This window comes from Psychrobacter immobilis, from assembly GCF_904846235.1.
GTDB lineage: Bacteria > Pseudomonadota > Gammaproteobacteria > Pseudomonadales > Moraxellaceae > Psychrobacter > Psychrobacter immobilis_C.
The window spans coordinates 37,139-53,913 of sequence record NZ_CAJGZN010000001.1; the positions used below are offsets into that span (position 1 = coordinate 37,139).

At 44.0% G+C, this 16,775-nt stretch carries 12 protein-coding genes and 2 tRNA genes; 5 read left to right on the forward strand and 9 right to left on the reverse strand.

Translation table 11 applies throughout. The annotated features are described in order from the left end of the window. Position 1: 1 nt before the first annotated feature. Entirely contained in the window at positions 2 to 466 is a 465-nt protein-coding gene (locus tag JMX07_RS00255; RefSeq protein WP_201605191.1) for a flavodoxin family protein, read from the forward strand. Between the two features lie 101 nt (positions 467 to 567). After that, positions 568 to 1,257 (forward strand): DUF938 domain-containing protein, encoded by a 690-nt coding sequence (locus JMX07_RS00260; protein ID WP_201605193.1) that lies wholly within the window; start codon positions 568 to 570, stop codon positions 1,255 to 1,257. A gap of 128 nt (positions 1,258 to 1,385) precedes the next feature. Here JMX07_RS00260 and JMX07_RS00265 read toward each other — a convergent pair whose 3' ends face one another. Then, a complete protein-coding gene (locus tag JMX07_RS00265; RefSeq protein WP_201605195.1) occupies positions 1,386 to 2,177 on the reverse strand; it encodes a dienelactone hydrolase family protein in 792 nt (263 codons plus the stop codon). A gap of 560 nt (positions 2,178 to 2,737) precedes the next feature. Here JMX07_RS00265 and JMX07_RS00270 point away from each other — a divergent pair. Both JMX07_RS00270 and JMX07_RS00275 read left to right on the forward strand, forming a co-directional pair. Continuing rightward, the gene (locus JMX07_RS00270; protein WP_201605197.1) at positions 2,738 to 4,825 is read left to right on the forward strand and encodes a catalase; all 2,088 of its coding nucleotides are present in this window, start codon (positions 2,738 to 2,740) and stop codon (positions 4,823 to 4,825) included. Positions 4,826 to 5,159: 334 nt separating this feature from the next. Continuing rightward, positions 5,160 to 5,948: an MBL fold metallo-hydrolase gene (locus JMX07_RS00275; protein WP_201605206.1), complete on the forward strand. Its 789-nt coding sequence runs from the start codon at positions 5,160 to 5,162 to the stop codon at positions 5,946 to 5,948. Between the two features lie 87 nt (positions 5,949 to 6,035). Here the strand turns inward: JMX07_RS00275 and JMX07_RS00280 are convergent. The 7 genes from JMX07_RS00280 to leuS form a co-directional block, all read right to left on the reverse strand. Next, positions 6,036 to 6,111 (reverse strand) — tRNA-Lys (locus JMX07_RS00280). A 159-nt stretch (positions 6,112 to 6,270) separates the two neighbouring features. Continuing rightward, a tRNA-Lys gene (locus JMX07_RS00285) sits at positions 6,271 to 6,346 on the reverse strand. Positions 6,347 to 6,540: 194 nt separating this feature from the next. Then, complete coding sequence (locus JMX07_RS00290) at positions 6,541 to 8,490, reverse strand: MacB family efflux pump subunit (protein ID WP_227684577.1); 1,950 nt, start codon at positions 8,488 to 8,490, stop codon at positions 6,541 to 6,543. A 270-nt stretch (positions 8,491 to 8,760) separates the two neighbouring features. Beyond that, a complete protein-coding gene (locus JMX07_RS00295; RefSeq protein ID WP_201605210.1) occupies positions 8,761 to 10,080 on the reverse strand; it encodes an efflux RND transporter periplasmic adaptor subunit in 1,320 nt (439 codons plus the stop codon). 302 nt (positions 10,081 to 10,382) lie between these two features. Beyond that, complete coding sequence (gene holA / locus JMX07_RS00300; protein ID WP_201605212.1) at positions 10,383 to 11,483, reverse strand: DNA polymerase III subunit delta; 1,101 nt, start codon at positions 11,481 to 11,483, stop codon at positions 10,383 to 10,385. Between the two features lie 162 nt (positions 11,484 to 11,645). Further along, positions 11,646 to 12,359 (reverse strand): hypothetical protein, encoded by a 714-nt coding sequence (locus JMX07_RS00305; protein WP_227684565.1) that lies wholly within the window; start codon positions 12,357 to 12,359, stop codon positions 11,646 to 11,648. A gap of 66 nt (positions 12,360 to 12,425) precedes the next feature. Continuing rightward, complete coding sequence (leuS, locus tag JMX07_RS00310) at positions 12,426 to 15,113, reverse strand: leucine--tRNA ligase (RefSeq protein WP_201605220.1); 2,688 nt, start codon at positions 15,111 to 15,113, stop codon at positions 12,426 to 12,428. 237 nt (positions 15,114 to 15,350) lie between these two features. Here leuS and JMX07_RS00315 point away from each other — a divergent pair, with 237 nt between their 5' ends. Beyond that, on the forward strand, positions 15,351 to 15,722 hold the full coding sequence (locus JMX07_RS00315) for a Spx/MgsR family RNA polymerase-binding regulatory protein (protein WP_201605228.1): 372 nt from the start codon (positions 15,351 to 15,353) through the stop codon (positions 15,720 to 15,722). A 128-nt stretch (positions 15,723 to 15,850) separates the two neighbouring features. On the opposite strand, the gene argB is transcribed toward JMX07_RS00315, so the two are convergent. After that, entirely contained in the window at positions 15,851 to 16,762 is a 912-nt protein-coding gene (gene argB, locus JMX07_RS00320) for an acetylglutamate kinase (protein ID WP_057758912.1), read from the reverse strand. Positions 16,763 to 16,775: the final 13 nt, after the last annotated feature.

A 16,775-nucleotide genomic window follows, 5' to 3' on the forward strand; every position in this document is an offset into this window, starting at 1 on the left:
TATGTCTACTAAGACTTTACTCATCGTCGCTCATATGCCATCGCCCAATACTCAGAAATTGGCGCAGGCAGCTTATGACGGTGCCAATCATCCTGATATAGATATCACTGTCATTTTGAAATCACCGCAGGATACGCAGCCTGAAGACGTGTTGGCTGCTGATGCGTTACTGCTAGGTACGACTGAGAATCTGGCGTATATGGCAGGGCTGACCAAGGACTTTTTTGATCGTTGCTATTATCCCGTGCTAGAAGAGAAGCAAGGCATGCCATTTGCGGTATATATACGGGCAGGGCATGATGGTACAGGTACCAAGCTTGCGCTCAAAACGATTACGACGGGGTTACGTTGGTCATGGATTCAAGAGGCGCTGATACTACAGGGCGATTGGCAAGATAGCTTTGCTGAGCAAGTAGAAGAGCTTGCTATGACGCTTGCTGCTGGGGTAGAGGCAGGTATTTACTAGTAGTCTAGTTGTTTGGCGGGCATTAGGTTGGTCATAGACAGTGCTTGTTCATCTACTGCTATCAATACTGAGAGCATAACAAACGGTCTGGGAGGATAGTGATGCATGACAATAATCTGGATAGTGATAATTCAAATAGTAAAGTAGATATTTCTGCATTGCCGTTTTCTCAAGCGTGTGAAAATAATAAGCAGCCTATTCTAAAAGTACTTCAAACAGAGCTACAAGGCTTTAGTCATGTGCTAGAGATTGGCTCTGGGACAGGTCAGCATAGTGTTTACTTTGCTCCTAATCTGCCTGAGATATCTTGGCAAACCAGTGATGTCATTAGTAATCACCGTCCTATAATCGCTTGGCACAATGCGTATCCTGCACCCAATCTATATTCACCATTAGCGTTTGATTTAGCGCATGACTCTGTACCTGTTGGTGGTCATTTAGATAGTAATCATTTAAATAGCAGTGATATAGCCAAACCTTATGATGTGATATTTACAGCCAATACTTTGCATATCATTAGCTGGGCTTTGGTGGAGCGGTTATTTGCATTGGTTGGTGAGGTGCTACCTGTGGATGGCAAGCTGATTATATATGGTCCTTTTAATGAGCATGGTAACTATACCAGTGAAGGGAATCAGCGATTTGATGCGATGTTGAGAGCAGGTAATCCTGATAGCGGCATTCGCGATAAAGAAGATGTCGTTAGTTTAGCAAATGCTCATCATTTACAACTTTCTAAAACGTATGCGATGCCTGCCAATAACCAGCTATTGGTATTTCAAAAAAGCTAAATAGTTAAAGCTTTAGCAAAAATTAAATAAACAAAAAGACACCTTGATGGATCATTATTAGATCTTATTAAGGTGTCTTTTTGTTTGGGCTTGCTTGTATTATTACTTATTCGACTTGTGCCACTGGATTATTTATATTCTTCTGCTAAAAAATCTAAGTAACGCTTCCAAGAGCGCTGATCTGCACGTGCATCGTATCTATCACTACCGAACACGCTAAAGGCGTGTGGCGCGCCGCTGTAGGTAACCATCTCATGAGGTACTTTGGCTGCTTCTAAGGTCTTGCCCAAAGTCGCAAAGCTCTCTAGCGAGACAGATTGGTCAGCAGAGCCATGGAATACTAGGATTTCTCCCGTAGTTTTGTCATAACTTTGACCAGTTGGAATATCGAAGGCACCGTGGAAGGGTACAAAGGCTTTTTGCTCAAAACCTGAGCGTGCTAGCTCTAACGCAACCGTACCGCCGAAACAATATCCCATGGTCGTGCCTTTACGCACATCATTGCCTTGTAGTTGTCCAGCTGTTAATGCCCCTGCCAATATGCGACGCATTTTATTACGATCATCATATAGCTCCCCAGTTAGGCGTTTGTTTTCTTCGATAGAAGTAGGGCGAATGCCTTGTCCAAACATATCGGCCGCCAATACGTTGTAGCCTTCAGCCGCTAACATATCAGCACGTTTGCGCTCATAGTCAGTTAGACCATCCCAATCATGAATCAATAAGATAAAAGGTGCATTAGCTTTGTCCGCCTTGGCGTAATAGCCTTCGTACGCTTTATCATCGACCGTATAGGTCACGTTTTTGGTCGTGATAGCAGCAGCCGTTTGACTGAGCGTTAATGCCATTAGACCCATTGATGCGCCTACTAGCAATGAGTGATAAGGTTTTTTAGTCGGGGAGCTTAGAGTTGGTAACATGGTAGGTAGCCTTATAGTTATATAAAAAATAGTCGCATCATCAAATCTATATAAACCCGCTACATCTTCATCTTCGCTAACCATACTAATGTACAGCTTGCGCTCGGTTTTCTTGTATCGAAATTATCTGAATTCAACGATATAAAAAAGATAAATATAAGGCTAAAACCCTGCCAATTTATTTATCAATAGTCTCTGGTACTTCATAAAAAGCATACCTTAAAGAATAACTACATTACAAGATTCTATTGTTAACGTTTATGCACCTTTAAGACCATCTAAAGCAGCTGGTTTATAGCGTCTATAGACCTTAACCAAACATCAACAAGGTTTACTATATACGCAACTATATTTGACTTATTTTTTGGGTAGTATAACTCCTAAGCCTATTATTCCTTTACGAATTTTAGTGCGGTATCAATTTAACGCTCGACAATGCTGAAAACACAGACAAATAAATGACAGATGAAGTCACCACTATTTCAAAGGATATCAAACCTGTGTAGGCACTCTTTTAATGATTTAAAAGAGCACTCTCAATCTATTAGCTAGGATTTTTTATGAATAATAATATCGATCATACGGACCCCGCCAAAAACATGAATACGGAACGTGGCAATGGTGGTGAAACCCATCAGCGCGCAGGTGACGACACTAAAGTATTAACCACGCAACAAGGTGTGGCAATCGCTGATAACCAAAACTCTCTAAAAGCAGGCTCACGTGGGCCGACGCTATTAGAGGATTTTGTATTACGTGAAAAAATCAATCATTTTGACCATGAGCGTATCCCTGAGCGTATCGTCCATGCTCGTGGTAGTGCCGCACACGGTTATTTTGAGCTGACAGAGTCATTAGAAGAATATACGACTGCAAAAGTATTGACCGAAACAGGTAAGCAAACGCCATTGTTTACGCGCTTTTCAACGGTAGCGGGTAATAAAGGCTCAAAAGACACGCCACGTGATGTGCGCGGTTTTGCTGTGAAAATGTATACGGAAGAAGGTAACTGGGATATCGTTGGTAACAACATGCCAATCTTCTTTATCCAAGACGCGATGAAGTTTCCAGATTTGATTCATGCGGTAAAACCAGAACCAGATCGTGGTTTCCCGCAAGCAGCTTCTGCTCATGATACGTTTTGGGATTTTGTCTCACTAAGTCCTGAAACCATGCACAATCTAATTTGGCTAATGAGTGACCGCGGTCTACCACGTAGCCTACGCATGATGGAAGGTTTTGGTATTCATAGCTATCGCTTAATCAATAAAGACGGTAAGAGCACTTTTGTACGTTTCCATTGGAAGCCAGTATTGGGCGTACAGTCAACCACATGGGATGAGGCAGTGAAAATCTCAGGTGCGGATCCTGACTATCATCGCCGCGACTTGTTTGAGTCAATCAACAACGGTGACTATCCTGAGTGGGAGTTTGGCGTACAGTTATTTACTGAAGAAGAAGCCAATGAGTTTCCGTTTGACCATCTCGATGCGACCAAACTGATTCCAGAAGAATTGGTACCAGTAAAAGTCGTGGGTAAAATGGTATTGAACCGCTATCCAGATAATTTCTTTGCAGAAACTGAGCAGGTAGCATTCTGCCCATCGCATCTGCCACCGGGTGTTGATTTTAGTAATGACCCATTATTACAAGGTCGTTTGTTCAGTTATCTAGACACACAGCTATCACGTCTAGGGTCGCCAAACTTTGCCCAGATTCCTATCAATGCACCAAAATGTCCGTTTGCTAACAATCAGCAAGATGGTCATATGCAGATGCAAGTGCCTAAGACGCGTGTACTCTATGAGCCCCAAAGTCTAGATCCAACTCGTCCTCGTGAAAGCGCTAAACGTGGTTTCAACTCATTCCATGAGCAACTAGATGATGGCGTAAAAGGCCGCGTACGTGACGAGAGCTTTGCCGATCATTATAGTCAGCCACGTATGTTCTATCGTAGTCAGACAGCAACTGAGCAAGCACATATCGCCACCGCTTATGCGTTTGAGCTAGGTAAAGTAGACACAGCCCATGTACGTACGCGTATGCTTAGCCATTTGATTCATATCGATGAAGACTTGGCCAATCGCGTAGCAACGGCATTGGGTATGGAGCTACCAGAGCCAGCTGATGCAGCTGCACCTGTCCAAGACTTAGGAACTTCTAAAGCGGTACAAACGATTGGTCTAACGCCTGATACATTAAAAGGCCGTATGATCGGTATATTAGTCGCGGAAGGTTCTGATAGCAGTGAAGTCAAAAAGTTCGAAGATGCTGCCAAAGCGCAGGGTGCTAGTGTCAAAATCGTAGCGCCTAACAAAGAAGTCGTATTGGATGATGGTACCCGTATACAAGCTGATGAGCGCCTCGCTGGTGGTCCGTCAGTGATGTTTGATGCCATCGTTAGTATCATCATGCCTGACCAAGCTAAAAAGCTGGCAAAAGACAGCTCAGCACTAGATTGGTTCAACGATGCGTTCAACCATTGCAAAGCCATCGCCTATTGCGGCGCGACTGATGAATTTATCCTAAGTAAACTCCCAGTTGAAAAAGATGAATTTGTAACGCCATTGGCTGAGTTAGATGCCTTTATCAGTAATGCTAAGTCTCGTCTATGGGAACGTGAGCCAAAGGTTCGTGATCTTGCATAGTCGATGAGTAGGTAATTTACAAATTATCTAAGATAACAAATAAGATATTAAGTGTTTCCTTAAACCCAGCCTAAGCGCTGGGTTTTTGCTTTTTGCTAATAAGGTGAGAATTTTCACAGATAAAAGTCATGTTATAGGTGCTAATCAATCGTTATTAATCGTTATTAATCGTTATTAGTCGCATTGTCTCTGTATACCGCCTAGCCTTTGTATATAGTCACAAGCGTTCACTCAAAGTCATTTTATTTGTGGTGACGGGCGCTATACTAAAGATTGGCTATAAAACTGAACAAAAGCCTCACAATAATAACGACGAATGAGGTAAGGAACACCAATGAGTCTATGTGAAATTGTAAGATTAGAAGGATATATTCAGAGTAGTTATTTGGCAGTATATCCAGAGAAAATAATGCTGTTAGATGGCTGTTGCCGTGCTGATGTGCCGATGGTGCTCGACTATATCAAGTCAGCGTTAAAACGACCCGTCACCGACCTAAAAGTAGTGGTGGTTACGCATATGCATCCTGATCATGCAGGCGGTGCGAATAAGTTTCGAGAAAAGACGGGCTGTCTGATTGTCTCCGCTGATAAAAAAAAGCAGTGGTATAGCGGTATTGGCGGGCACACGATGCACTTCGTAGATATACATCTAGGATATTATGTGGCCAGACGTCAAGGACGCCCATTTAAAAACCTATATTACTCGGCAAGTCTGAAACCGGATATCACCGTCACAGATGGTGAGCTTGTGCCAAAGTTCGATGAGTGGCAAGTACTAGAGACGCCAGGTCATACGGATCGTGATTTGTCTTTGTTTCATCTGCCCAGTCGCGAAGTGTACACCGCTGATTTAATCATTAAGTTGCGTCACAAGTTCGTAGCACCTTTTCCTGTCTATTACCCTAAAGACTATGTTCAATCGCTAAAAAAAATCAGGGCATTGCAACCGTCAATGGTGATGATGGCACATGGTCGAGAGCTAGCGATGAGTGAGGCAGAGTTCGATGAGTTTATTGCTCATGCACCTAAGCACCCACGTACCATCAAAGATACGATCAGACACAAACTACTATGGCGCAAGAGAGATAACTTTAGACTATTTAAACGCAAGCATAATAAATAGAGGTATATAAAAGCTAAGAAACAACATTTAAAACGCCCAGACGAAAAAAAGCCCAATTACTAAGATAGTAACTGGGCTTTCTAAATATGGTGGGCTGTCCGCGACTCGAACGCGGGACCAATTGATTAAAAGTCAACTGCTCTACCAACTGAGCTAACAGCCCTGAAGAGTATATAAAAAAGCGATGCTTTTTAACTCTACAAGAGAAAATTCTAACTAAAGAACTTTCTAAAACTAAACATCTTAACGATGTCTTTTAAACTTATCTTTATTAGTCTACTACCGGATAGGGTAGAACGACTAATAAAGATTAAACTAAATATGGTGGGCTGTCCGCGACTCGAACGCGGGACCAATTGATTAAAAGTCAACTGCTCTACCAACTGAGCTAACAGCCCTAACGTTTAAAGTGTTTGTATCCCTAAACGTGAGAGCACATTATATATATTATTATGACAATTACAACCCCACATGATAAAAAAAGTGTAATTCTCTTATAAAATTGCCAATTTATTCCAGTTTCTTTAAATTTTTGTCATTATATCGATATTGACTGCTCTATTTTTAGCTAAAGCGAGTCAATAATCGATTATTAGTCTCGAGAAAGTGCTTCAACAGGATCTAATTTGGCGGCATTACGTGCTGGCAAGAATCCAAATACCACGCCAATTAACGTCGAACAAACAAAAGCAGCAATAATAGAGGTTGATGAATAGATAACTTTGAAATTATCACCGCCCACACTATTAATCAGCTCACCAATGGCAAAGGCCAGTCCAATACCAATCAGCCCTCCTAAAATACAGACCAGAACGGCCTCAATAAGGAACTGCTGCATGATATCGCTCTGACGTGCGCCTACTGCCATACGTACGCCAATCTCGTTGGTGCGCTCGGTGACAGAGACTAGCATAATATTCATCACCCCAATACCGCCGACGATCAATGAAATAACAGCGACTGATGAAATAAGTAGAGTCATCGTTCCTGTCGTCGACTCGATTGTTTGACGAATAGAGTCTGAATTACGCAGCTCAAAGTCATCTTTACCATGGCGACTCTCTATTAAATCAGAGATGGCCGTCTCTGCGGCACTAGAAGAGATACTGTCATCTAACAACGCCACAAAGCGGTCGATATTGGTACTACCAGTGACGCGCGACATCACCGTTGTATAAGGCATATAGATGGTAGGCGTCGTCACACTGGGACCAAAGCCACCATCGCTCTCTTCGAGGACGCCAATTACGCGTCCAGGTACACTACCAACCAGTATCACCTCACCAACAGGATTATCAATATCTGAGAAAAAGGTCTGTTTAGCGTTGTCATCGATGATGATATCTTGACTACGTAATGTAATGCTTTTTGCATCAAACCCTTGGCCCAATGTTAATGTCTCACCAGTGACGTTTAGATAGTCTTCACCAACGCCATTGACGGTAGCATCCTCTTGTATATTACGATAGCGGACACTAGAGCTGGCATTTACCTGAGGGCTGACACTGATAATATAGGGCTGATTGCCGACCGCCTCTGCATCTTCTGGTGTCAAATTGTCATCATTATAGCGGCGTCTAGGATCGCCTCTAGGGTAGCCATCATTGACGGTAATGGTATTGGTACCTAACGAGCTGATATTGGCAAGGATTTGCTGCTGAGAGCCTTGTCCAAGGCCTACGATAGATACGACTGCGGCAATACCGATAATAATGCCGAGCATAGTTAGTAGAGTACGCATCTTATGCGCGCGCATGGCAAGCAAAGACATTTTGAAAGCTTCAAGCAGTCGATCAATAAAACTACCAAAGGCACTTTTTCGATGCTCGCCAAGGATAGATTCTGGTTTTTTGTCTGTGTGCTTATAATGCTCAGTTTGATAGTCAGCGATGACATGGCCATCTTTGAGCTCAATCACACGCTCCGCTTGTGCTGCTAGTTTTGGATCATGAGTGACCATGATAATGGTATGACCTTGTGCGCTGAGGTCATGCAAAATCGCCATGACATCTTCGCCAGACTTACTGTCTAGGGCACCAGTTGGCTCATCTGCTAAGATAACATCGCCACCATTCATCAGTGCACGAGCGACAGAAACACGCTGCTGCTGTCCACCTGAGAGCTGATTGGGACGATTGTTGACCTTATTGCCAAGGCCGAGGTCAGTTAGTAGCTTCTCAGCACGATTGGTGCGTGCCTCGGTATCCATGCCCGCATACACGGCAGGGACGGCGACGTTGTCTTTGGCACTGATATCACCAAGCAAATGATAGCGCTGAAAAATAAAACCAAAGTGCTCACGGCGCAGTTCTGCTAGCTGATCGGCATCAAGCTTACGGGCGGATTGACCATAAATCTTATAATCACCAGCAGTGGCTTGATCTAGACAACCTAAGATATTCATCAAGGTGGACTTACCAGAGCCTGATTGTCCAATGATGGCAACCATCTCACCTTGGTGAATCGTCAGATTGATATCATGCAAGACGCGAATGGTTTGCTCACCAGCAGGGAACTCTCTGATAATGCCAGACAGCTCCATAATGGGCTTGCCTGATGCAGGATGGTTAGCGGTATTGGTTTTTGCCGGATTACTTAAGTTATCTGAGCTGTTTGAAGGGTTAGCAGAAGTGTGTGACCCTAAGTTTTGAGCCGTGCTACTTTCAGAGCTATCTTCAGTCGACGATTTAGGAGATTGAGATATAGTCATAGCAGTGTCTTTAATAAAGGCTAATAAGCGTTATAGTGTTGTTATGAAAGGGCTGCTATGTTTTTAGCAAGCCTTTCTTACTCAACATAGTCAAAGCACAAGTTACATTTGAGGTCCACCAGGTACGCGGCCGCTATCTGATTTCTTACCGCTCTCTTCACTGATGATTACTTCTTCCCCTTCTTTCAAACCACTTAAGATTTGCGCATTTACTCGGTTATCAATACCGACTTCTACAGTACGCTCTTCTACGGTTCCGTCATCTCTTAATACACGTACAAACTTGCCCGTTGTTGATTTACCTTTTTCTTTAGTTCGCTTTTCTTGTATCACTGTTGATGGTACTAATAGAGTATTTTTGGCTTCGTTGACGATGATATATATCTGTGCCGTCATATCGATTCGAAACAAGCGGTCAGGGTTTGGTACTTCTACGTAGCCGACGTAATAGATAGCAGCGTCTGTCGAGCTGGTGCTACTGATCTGCTCTGGGGCAGGTTCGATAGCGGTTAATGTCGCATCATACTGTTTGTCTGGATTACCGATAATATTGAAATAAGCAGGCATACCAGCACTGACGTTAATGACATCAGCTTCTGAGATTTGCGCGTTGATACGTACGGTCGATAAATCTGCTAACGTCACCAATGTGGGCGCCGTTTGGTTAGCATTGACCGTAGTACCTTGCTCAGTCGTAATAGAAACGACTGTACCTGATATTGGTGCACGAATCGTGGTATAGCTTAGATCTTCTTCAGCAGTACTGACGTTGGTTCGTGATTTGCGTAATGCTGCTTGCTGACTGTTGATATTGGCTTCTGTGGTCGCAATCGCGGCTTTAGCTGTGTCGATAGCCGCACGTGCATTGGCAACGGCTGCTTTTGCAGTCTCGACACTGGTCGCCTGCGTGTCATATTCTTGTTGTGAGATAGCATCGATAGCGACTAAGTCTTGCAAACGCGCAAAGTCAGACTGTGCTTGTTTGAGCTCAGACTGACGGCTGGCAAGATCAGCATAGGCACTTTTTAGACTGGCTTGTTTGCTCAACGATTCTGCTTGCGCACTTTGTAGCGCGGCTTCGCTTTGCTCAAGACTGGCTTGTTCATTGCTCAGGCTGTTCTTCTGAGTCACTTGATCAATCTGCGCAATCAAATCGCCTTGCTTGACTTCGTCACCGACTTCAACGTACAGGCGTTTTACTTCACCAGATACCTGTGCCCCTACATCGACGGTATTTAACGCTTTTACTTTACCAGATGCCATGACATTGTTTTCAATATCACCGACTTCAACGGTTGCGGTTAAATAGTTAGGTGTGGCTTCTTCTGGTTTTAAAAAAGTATAGGCCAAAGCCCCTAATGCTACGATAATTAAGGTGATGACACCCCATTTGATAGCAGACTTTTTGCTTATTTTGCGCATGACAACAATCCAATCACAATTAAATCAAGTGTAGATATAGTAGAGACTTCACCTACAAAAGGGAATGGAAATTAGTTTACGAAAGGTTAAGGTAGCCAAGAATAGAGTTAGGTACAGAAAAGAAATGATTACTAAAGATCAATAAAACGGAGATTATAGGAGAACAAGATAGGGTAGTAGAATCTGGATTTATAGCGTTTAAATGTATAAACCAGTAAGAAAAACGTATAAATCAGTAAGAGAAGAAGTGGATAACTTGTTAATAAGAGAAACAATATAAGGTGGTGAGAAGTGGATCAGTCTTAGCGCATCGCAAATAAACGCTTACCTGCGAGCTCTAGTGCCGCTTGTAATAATAGTTCCCATGCTGGCTGGCGAACAAGTCCTTTGATAGCTTGGTCACAGCGATAAAGCAGGGCAGGCCATTCGCTCGTTCGTTGTTCTGACTGACGGCGGCAGGCTTGTTGGTATAACCCTTGTTTACTACGCCAAATGCCTAAGGCTTGAGGGTCTTGACCGTCCATAAGTTGGATAATTTGACGCATGTCTTTGCTAATAGCCCAGAGCACTAAAGTAGTAGGCTCATCGGTCGACTTTAGCTGAAACATAATTTTGGCGACCTGCGTACTATTGCCCGCAAGCATCGCATCAGACAAATCAAACACACTAAACTGCGCGTCGCTGACCAACGCTGCTTGTAGGTCTGCAATATCCAATGCCACATTATTCACAGGTTGTGAAAAACTATTAGATTGTTCGGTGCTATTGTCATTAGCACTATTTTCACTAGTACTGTTATTAGCAACTAGCTGCGGTGCAAACAGATAGGACAATCGCCAAAGCGTTTGATAAGCACTTAGCAAATGATGCTCAGTGTGTGACATGAGTAGTTGCCATGCTTCTTGAGACAGTCGTAAGCCAAACTTCTGAGCTTGTATCTGTAGTAGCTGTTGGCGCTGCTGCTCATTGTATAAATTGCAATCAATGACATTGCCATATTGTGCAAAAGGAGCAAACCATTTGCTGCTCTGGCTGCGTTTGTCTTGCTTAGGTGTGAGCCACAACATACTATGACCGTGTGTGCCCGCTTGTGCCTCGACCGCAAAACGTTCCAACTCAGCGATAACTGCTTTGTCAGGTTTATGGTTGCCCGTCACGATTAAGGCACTGGCATCATCAAATAATGACTGACTACCAAGCTCTGACAACACTTCTTGCCAGCTCTTGACAGAAATCAGCTCTATACGTTTGATTGCGTAATTCTGTGCGCGCCAGTGTGGACGCAGCGCATCTATCAACCATTGACTGAGTAATGGCTCGTCACCGTGCGCCAGCCACAAGCCCGCTACCGCAACGGAAGGCTGCAGCAGTTTGGGGTAGGCTTTTATGAAAGTATCTTGCATAGCGTGGTGTTACACAGGTTGATGAGCAGGTAATACCAATTCCAAGAATATGCTTAACAGTATTAAGCCAGCTCAGCCTACTTAAAGTAGTACATGCACTTGCTTAGTTTGCTACTCATATTTCCAGAAATGGTATCGTTTGATAATCAGAACGACTAACTCTTACGGTTGTGGTACGACGACAACGGTTGGTGTCACACCTTTATTCATTTGCACAGACTGCTTGGCAGCAGGTGCGACTTTAGGAAGCGAGATAGCAACATACTGGTCAGTGATACGGCGAGCTAAAGTATCATAGAGCCAATCGCGAGTCTGATCGCCTTGCTGATCGTCAGTACTAACAGATGCTTCGTTGTACTGATAGCTTCGCTCGACTTGAATGGGATTGCTCAGGGTTACAGGCTTACCATTTTCCATCGTTTGATAGCTGACATCTGCTGATAGTACCAAGCGAATCTCTGTTAATACCCCAACCAATTCGTAACGTTTAAAACGTACATTACGGATATCGATAGCAGCAATAGACTCAGCCCCTGCTTGTTGGTTATTACGAGCAACTTCTTCTGAGCTCATATTACTAATAACATCGACACCTAACGTCTTTAGGCGACGCGTCAATGGTAGTTTCAGCGGGAATGAGGTGCGATTATCTTCGATAATGACCGCTGTTTTTTCGACATCAAGCAGCATCGCTGAGTCGTAGCCACGCAGCTGGAAGCCGCAGCCGCTAAGAGCAGCGGCTGCACCTACCACGGCGAACATTGGCAGCGTAGCAAGTAAGACTGCTCCGAGCTTTTGGCCATGGGACTTTTTGTTAGATAGGCTGTATGCGCTTGATCTTGGTTGCGCCTGCTCAGCTCGATGCTTGTATGACATAAACGCTATCCTCATATGATAAGAAGGCTTAGAGCACTAAGCCTAAAATACTTAGCTCAAGATACCTCAGCCTACAACCACGATGTTAACCAGTTTGTTAGGAACGACGATTTCTTTTTTGATCTCGCCCGTGATGAATTTTGCCACGCTTTCCATGGTGCGAGCTTGCTCTTTTAGCTGCTCAGGATCGCTGTTTGGTGCGACATCCATCTTACCACGCATCTTACCATTGACCTGTACCACCATCGTGATCATGTCCTGTACCAGCGCGCTTTCATCCACGGTTGGGTAGTCCAAGATTAAGGTGTCAAGACCCAACTGCTCAAGCAGATGCTCGCCAACGTGCGGCGCATATACAGACAACATAATCAACAGATTGGTCAACGCTTCGTGTTTGACGTGCAGCTCTTGCTCATTACTCGCGTTAAAGCCAGTCAGCTCATTAGCAAGTTCCATCAGGCTTGATACTGGCGTGTTCAATGCCAGACGATCACCCAAATCACTATCAATCTTAGCAATCGTTTCGTGCGTTTTACGGCGTAAATTTTTGGCTTCTTTGCTTAGACCGTCTGTGTTCAAGGTAGCACTGTTAAGCGTATCTATGCTGATATTGGCGGCCGTTAGCGCTTGCATATGGTCGGTTGCAATACGCCATACTTTTTTCACAAAGTTATAAGGGCCTTTTAGCGCGTCATCTGACCATTCAAGCGTCTGATCAGCAGGCGCAGTAAATAGCGTATATAGACGAACCGTATCAGCACCATATTTATCAATGGTTAGCTGTGGATCGACACCGTTGTTTTTCGATTTAGACATTTTTTCGATTTTACCAATCGTGACTGGCTGGCCATCTGACTTCAAGATAGCTTTGATTGGTTGACCGCGTTCGTTGAAGTCAATATCGATATCTTCTGCAAAGTAGTAGGTCGTACTGCCATCCGCATTAACGCGATAGAACGTACCAGCGAGTACCATACCTTGGGTCATTAGATTGGCAAATGGCTCGTCGCCTGTGACTAAGTTTTCGTCACGCATCAGCTTGTGGAAGAAGCGTGCATACAATAGATGCATTACCGCATGCTCGACACCGCCCACGTATTGATCAACAGGTAACCATTTATTGGCAGCAGACTTGTTGACCATGTTTTGCGCGTCATTTGGGCTAGCAAAGCGTGCATAGTACCAGCTTGACTCTACGAATGTGTCAAAGGTATCGGTCTCACGCTCAGCAGGATTACCACATTTAGGACAAGTGGTATTGACAAACTCTGGTAGGTTTTTGAGTGGATTACCGCGACCATCAGGTACGACGTCGGTTGGCAATACAACTGGTAAGTCTTGCTCTTCAACAGGTACCGTACCACAATGCTCACAGTTGATCATTGGGATAGGGCAGCCCCAATAGCGCTGGCGAGATACACCCCAATCACGTAAGCGATACTGGATCTTTTTCTTAGCCAGCTCTTTTGGCTCAAGTTTGGCTAGCATTGCTTCAAACGCTTGCTCAAAGTCTAGATCGTCAAACTCACCTGAGTTAACCAAAGTGTTGCGCTCAGTATAAGCAAGATTTACTTCACTATCGTTTGCTTTGGCATCTGCTTTTAGTTCATCAAAGTAACCTTCAGGGGTATTGATGACCTGTTTGATTGGTAGGTCGTACTTAACCGCAAACTCATAATCACGCTCATCGTGAGCAGGTACTGCCATGACTGCGCCTGAGCCGTAGCTCATTAGCACATAGTTGGCAACCCACACTGGAACTTCTTCACCAGTTAAAGGATGCGTCACAGTGAGGCCTGTATCCATACCGATTTTTTCAGCTTTGGCCAAATCAGCTTCAGCTACTGAGCCTTTTTTACATAATGCACAGAATTGAGCGATTGCGTCATCTTGCTCAGAGGCATACTGTGCAAGTGGATGCTCTGCGGCAACAGCAACATAAGTCACACCCATCAAGGTATCAGGACGAGTGGTGAACACGTCTAAGGTGTTTTCTTCACCAGCAAGCTCATAAGGGAAGTGGACTTCCATACCGGCACTACGACCAATCCAGTTGCGCTGCATGGTTAGTACTTCAGACGGCCAGTGACCTTCTAGCTGATCCAAATCATCCAATAGCTCATCAGCATAGTCAGTGATGTTGAAGTAGTACATAGGGATGTCGCGCTTTTCGACGGCAGCTCCACTACGCCAGCCTTTGCCATCGATGACCTGCTCGTTTGCTAAAACAGTGTTGTCAACAGGATCCCAGTTGACCGTCGATAGCTTTTTGTAGACCAAGCCTTTTTTGTACAATTGCAAGAATAACCACTGCTCCCACTGATAATACTCAGGGCTACAAGTGGCAAATTCACGTGACCAATCAATAGACAGGCCTAGCAATTTAAGCTGCGCACGCATGCTGTCGATATTAGCAAATGTCCACGCAGCAGGTGGCGTTTGGTTAGCAATCGCTGCGTTTTCTGCTGGCAAGCCAAAACCATCCCAGCCCATTGGCTGCATGACTTCATAGCCTTTTAGGCGATAATAACGGCTTAATACGTCAGAAATCGTATAGTTACGTACGTGGCCCATATGCAGCTTGCCACTTGGATAAGGGAACATTGACAGCATGTAACGACTTGGCTTGTCGCTTGGCTCATTGCTTACTTCAAAGCGCTTGTCAGTGGCCCATTTGGTCTGCTGCGCGGCTTCTATCGCTTGTGGGTTATAATAGTTGTTTTCTGCTTGGTCTGCTGTCACGGCGTTGCTCATAGTCGGCTCGAAATTGGTTGATACTGATTTGTTTAATATGAATTTGTTTAATACTGATCAAAATAGATGGAATTTGACAATGCCATAGCATAGCGTAATTTGGCGAAAATTGCGACGATATGATGCAGTTGCTGATAAGGTTTAGGGCTAAAAAGTGACTTAAAAATGATAGACTCTCTATGTTTATCCAGCCTTGGGTATAATGAAACCAATAATAAACACTCATAAGGAGGCATCATGACCACCACCATTTACGGTATCAAGTCTTGTAGCACGATGAAAAAAGCGTTCACTAAGCTAGACGATCTAGATGTCAGCTATGATTTTCACGATTATAAAAAACAAGGTATTGATAAAGAAACAGTACAGCGCTGGGTACATGAGCTAGGTATTGATAAGGTACTCAATAAGCGTGGTACAACATGGCGCAAACTAGACGACAGTCAAAAGCAAGCGGCTGATGCTAGTGTAGACACCGCGATAGATTTACTCGTGGAAAATACCAGTATGATTAAACGTCCGATTGTAGAAGGTCAGTTGGCAGATAAAGATCAAGCAGTATTACTATGTAACTTCGATGAAGCGGAGTTTGATAAAGTTTTTTCGTAAAATTAATTTATAAAAATTAAGCTAGGCTGATATTTTAAATATAAAAATGCACAAAAAAGCCCGAGCATTTGTATTCACTCGGGCTTTTCTATATTTAGCTTTTTTACATTTAGTATTGCTAGATTTTGCTAGCTCAATGATGAGTCTATTTCTCGACTGATGAGCGTACCAACCCCTTCGTTAGTGAAAATCTCAAGTAAGGTCGCATGAGGAACACGGCCATCAACGATTACCGCACTTTTAACGCCGCTACGTACCGCATCAAGCGCACATTGGATTTTGGGAATCATGCCGCCTGAGATAGTACCATCTTCGATTAAGCTATCGACTTTCTTTGGCGTGAGTCCAGTGACCACTTCACCATCTCGGCCCAATACACCTTTGATATTGGTTAATAGCATCAGTTTTTCTGCTTGTAAAAACTCTGCCACTTTACCTGCGACTAGGTCAGCATTAATGTTGTAGGTGTTACCTTCAGCGTCAACGCCAAGTGGCGCGATTACAGGGATAAAATCAGAGGCAATCAACATGTTAATCACGTCTTTATTGACGCTGACCACATCACCGACGAATCCTAAATCAACTGGTACAGCGATACCGTCTGCGCCAATTTTTTCCATCATCAGTTTTTTGGCTTGAATCAAGTTGGCATCTTTACCTGTAAGACCAATCGCGCGCCCGCCATGTTTGTTAATCAAGCTAACAATCGATTTGTTAACGCTACCGCCCAAGACCATTTCTACGATATCCATGGTGCTTTTGTCAGTGACACGCATGCCATCGATACGGTCTGATTGACGGCCGAGCTCTTTTAGGAGGTTGTCAACTTGCGGGCCACCACCATGTACGACTACTGGATGCATACCGACGGTTTTTAACAAAACAATATCGCGAGCAAATGAGCTCTCAAGCTCAGGGTCGGTCATGGCGTTGCCGCCGTATTTTACGACGATGAGTTTATCAACAAAACGCTGGATATAAGGCAGAGCAGTGGTCAATACTTCAGCGGTGTTTTTGGCATCATCTAAGTTAAGCGTCATTACAAACTCCTAA

Bases quoted from the DNA above. Each gene is read 5' to 3' on its own strand.
- JMX07_RS00255 (WP_201605191.1), top strand. From the start codon at position 2: ATGTCTACTAAGACTTTACTCATCGTCGCTCATATGCCATCGCCCAAT.
- JMX07_RS00260 (WP_201605193.1), top strand. From the start codon at position 568: ATGCATGACAATAATCTGGATAGTGATAATTCAAATAGTAAAGTAGAT.
- JMX07_RS00265 (WP_201605195.1), bottom strand. From the start codon at position 2,177: ATGTTACCAACTCTAAGCTCCCCGACTAAAAAACCTTATCACTCATTG.
- JMX07_RS00270 (WP_201605197.1), top strand. From the start codon at position 2,738: ATGAATAATAATATCGATCATACGGACCCCGCCAAAAACATGAATACG.
- JMX07_RS00275 (WP_201605206.1), top strand. From the start codon at position 5,160: ATGAGTCTATGTGAAATTGTAAGATTAGAAGGATATATTCAGAGTAGT.
- JMX07_RS00290 (WP_227684577.1), bottom strand. From the start codon at position 8,490: ATGGAGCTGTCTGGCATTATCAGAGAGTTCCCTGCTGGTGAGCAAACC.
- JMX07_RS00295 (WP_201605210.1), bottom strand. From the start codon at position 10,080: ATGCGCAAAATAAGCAAAAAGTCTGCTATCAAATGGGGTGTCATCACC.
- holA (WP_201605212.1), bottom strand. From the start codon at position 11,483: ATGCAAGATACTTTCATAAAAGCCTACCCCAAACTGCTGCAGCCTTCC.
- JMX07_RS00305 (WP_227684565.1), bottom strand. From the start codon at position 12,359: ATGTCATACAAGCATCGAGCTGAGCAGGCGCAACCAAGATCAAGCGCA.
- leuS (WP_201605220.1), bottom strand. From the start codon at position 15,113: ATGAGCAACGCCGTGACAGCAGACCAAGCAGAAAACAACTATTATAAC.
- JMX07_RS00315 (WP_201605228.1), top strand. From the start codon at position 15,351: ATGACCACCACCATTTACGGTATCAAGTCTTGTAGCACGATGAAAAAA.
- argB (WP_057758912.1), bottom strand. From the start codon at position 16,762: ATGACGCTTAACTTAGATGATGCCAAAAACACCGCTGAAGTATTGACC.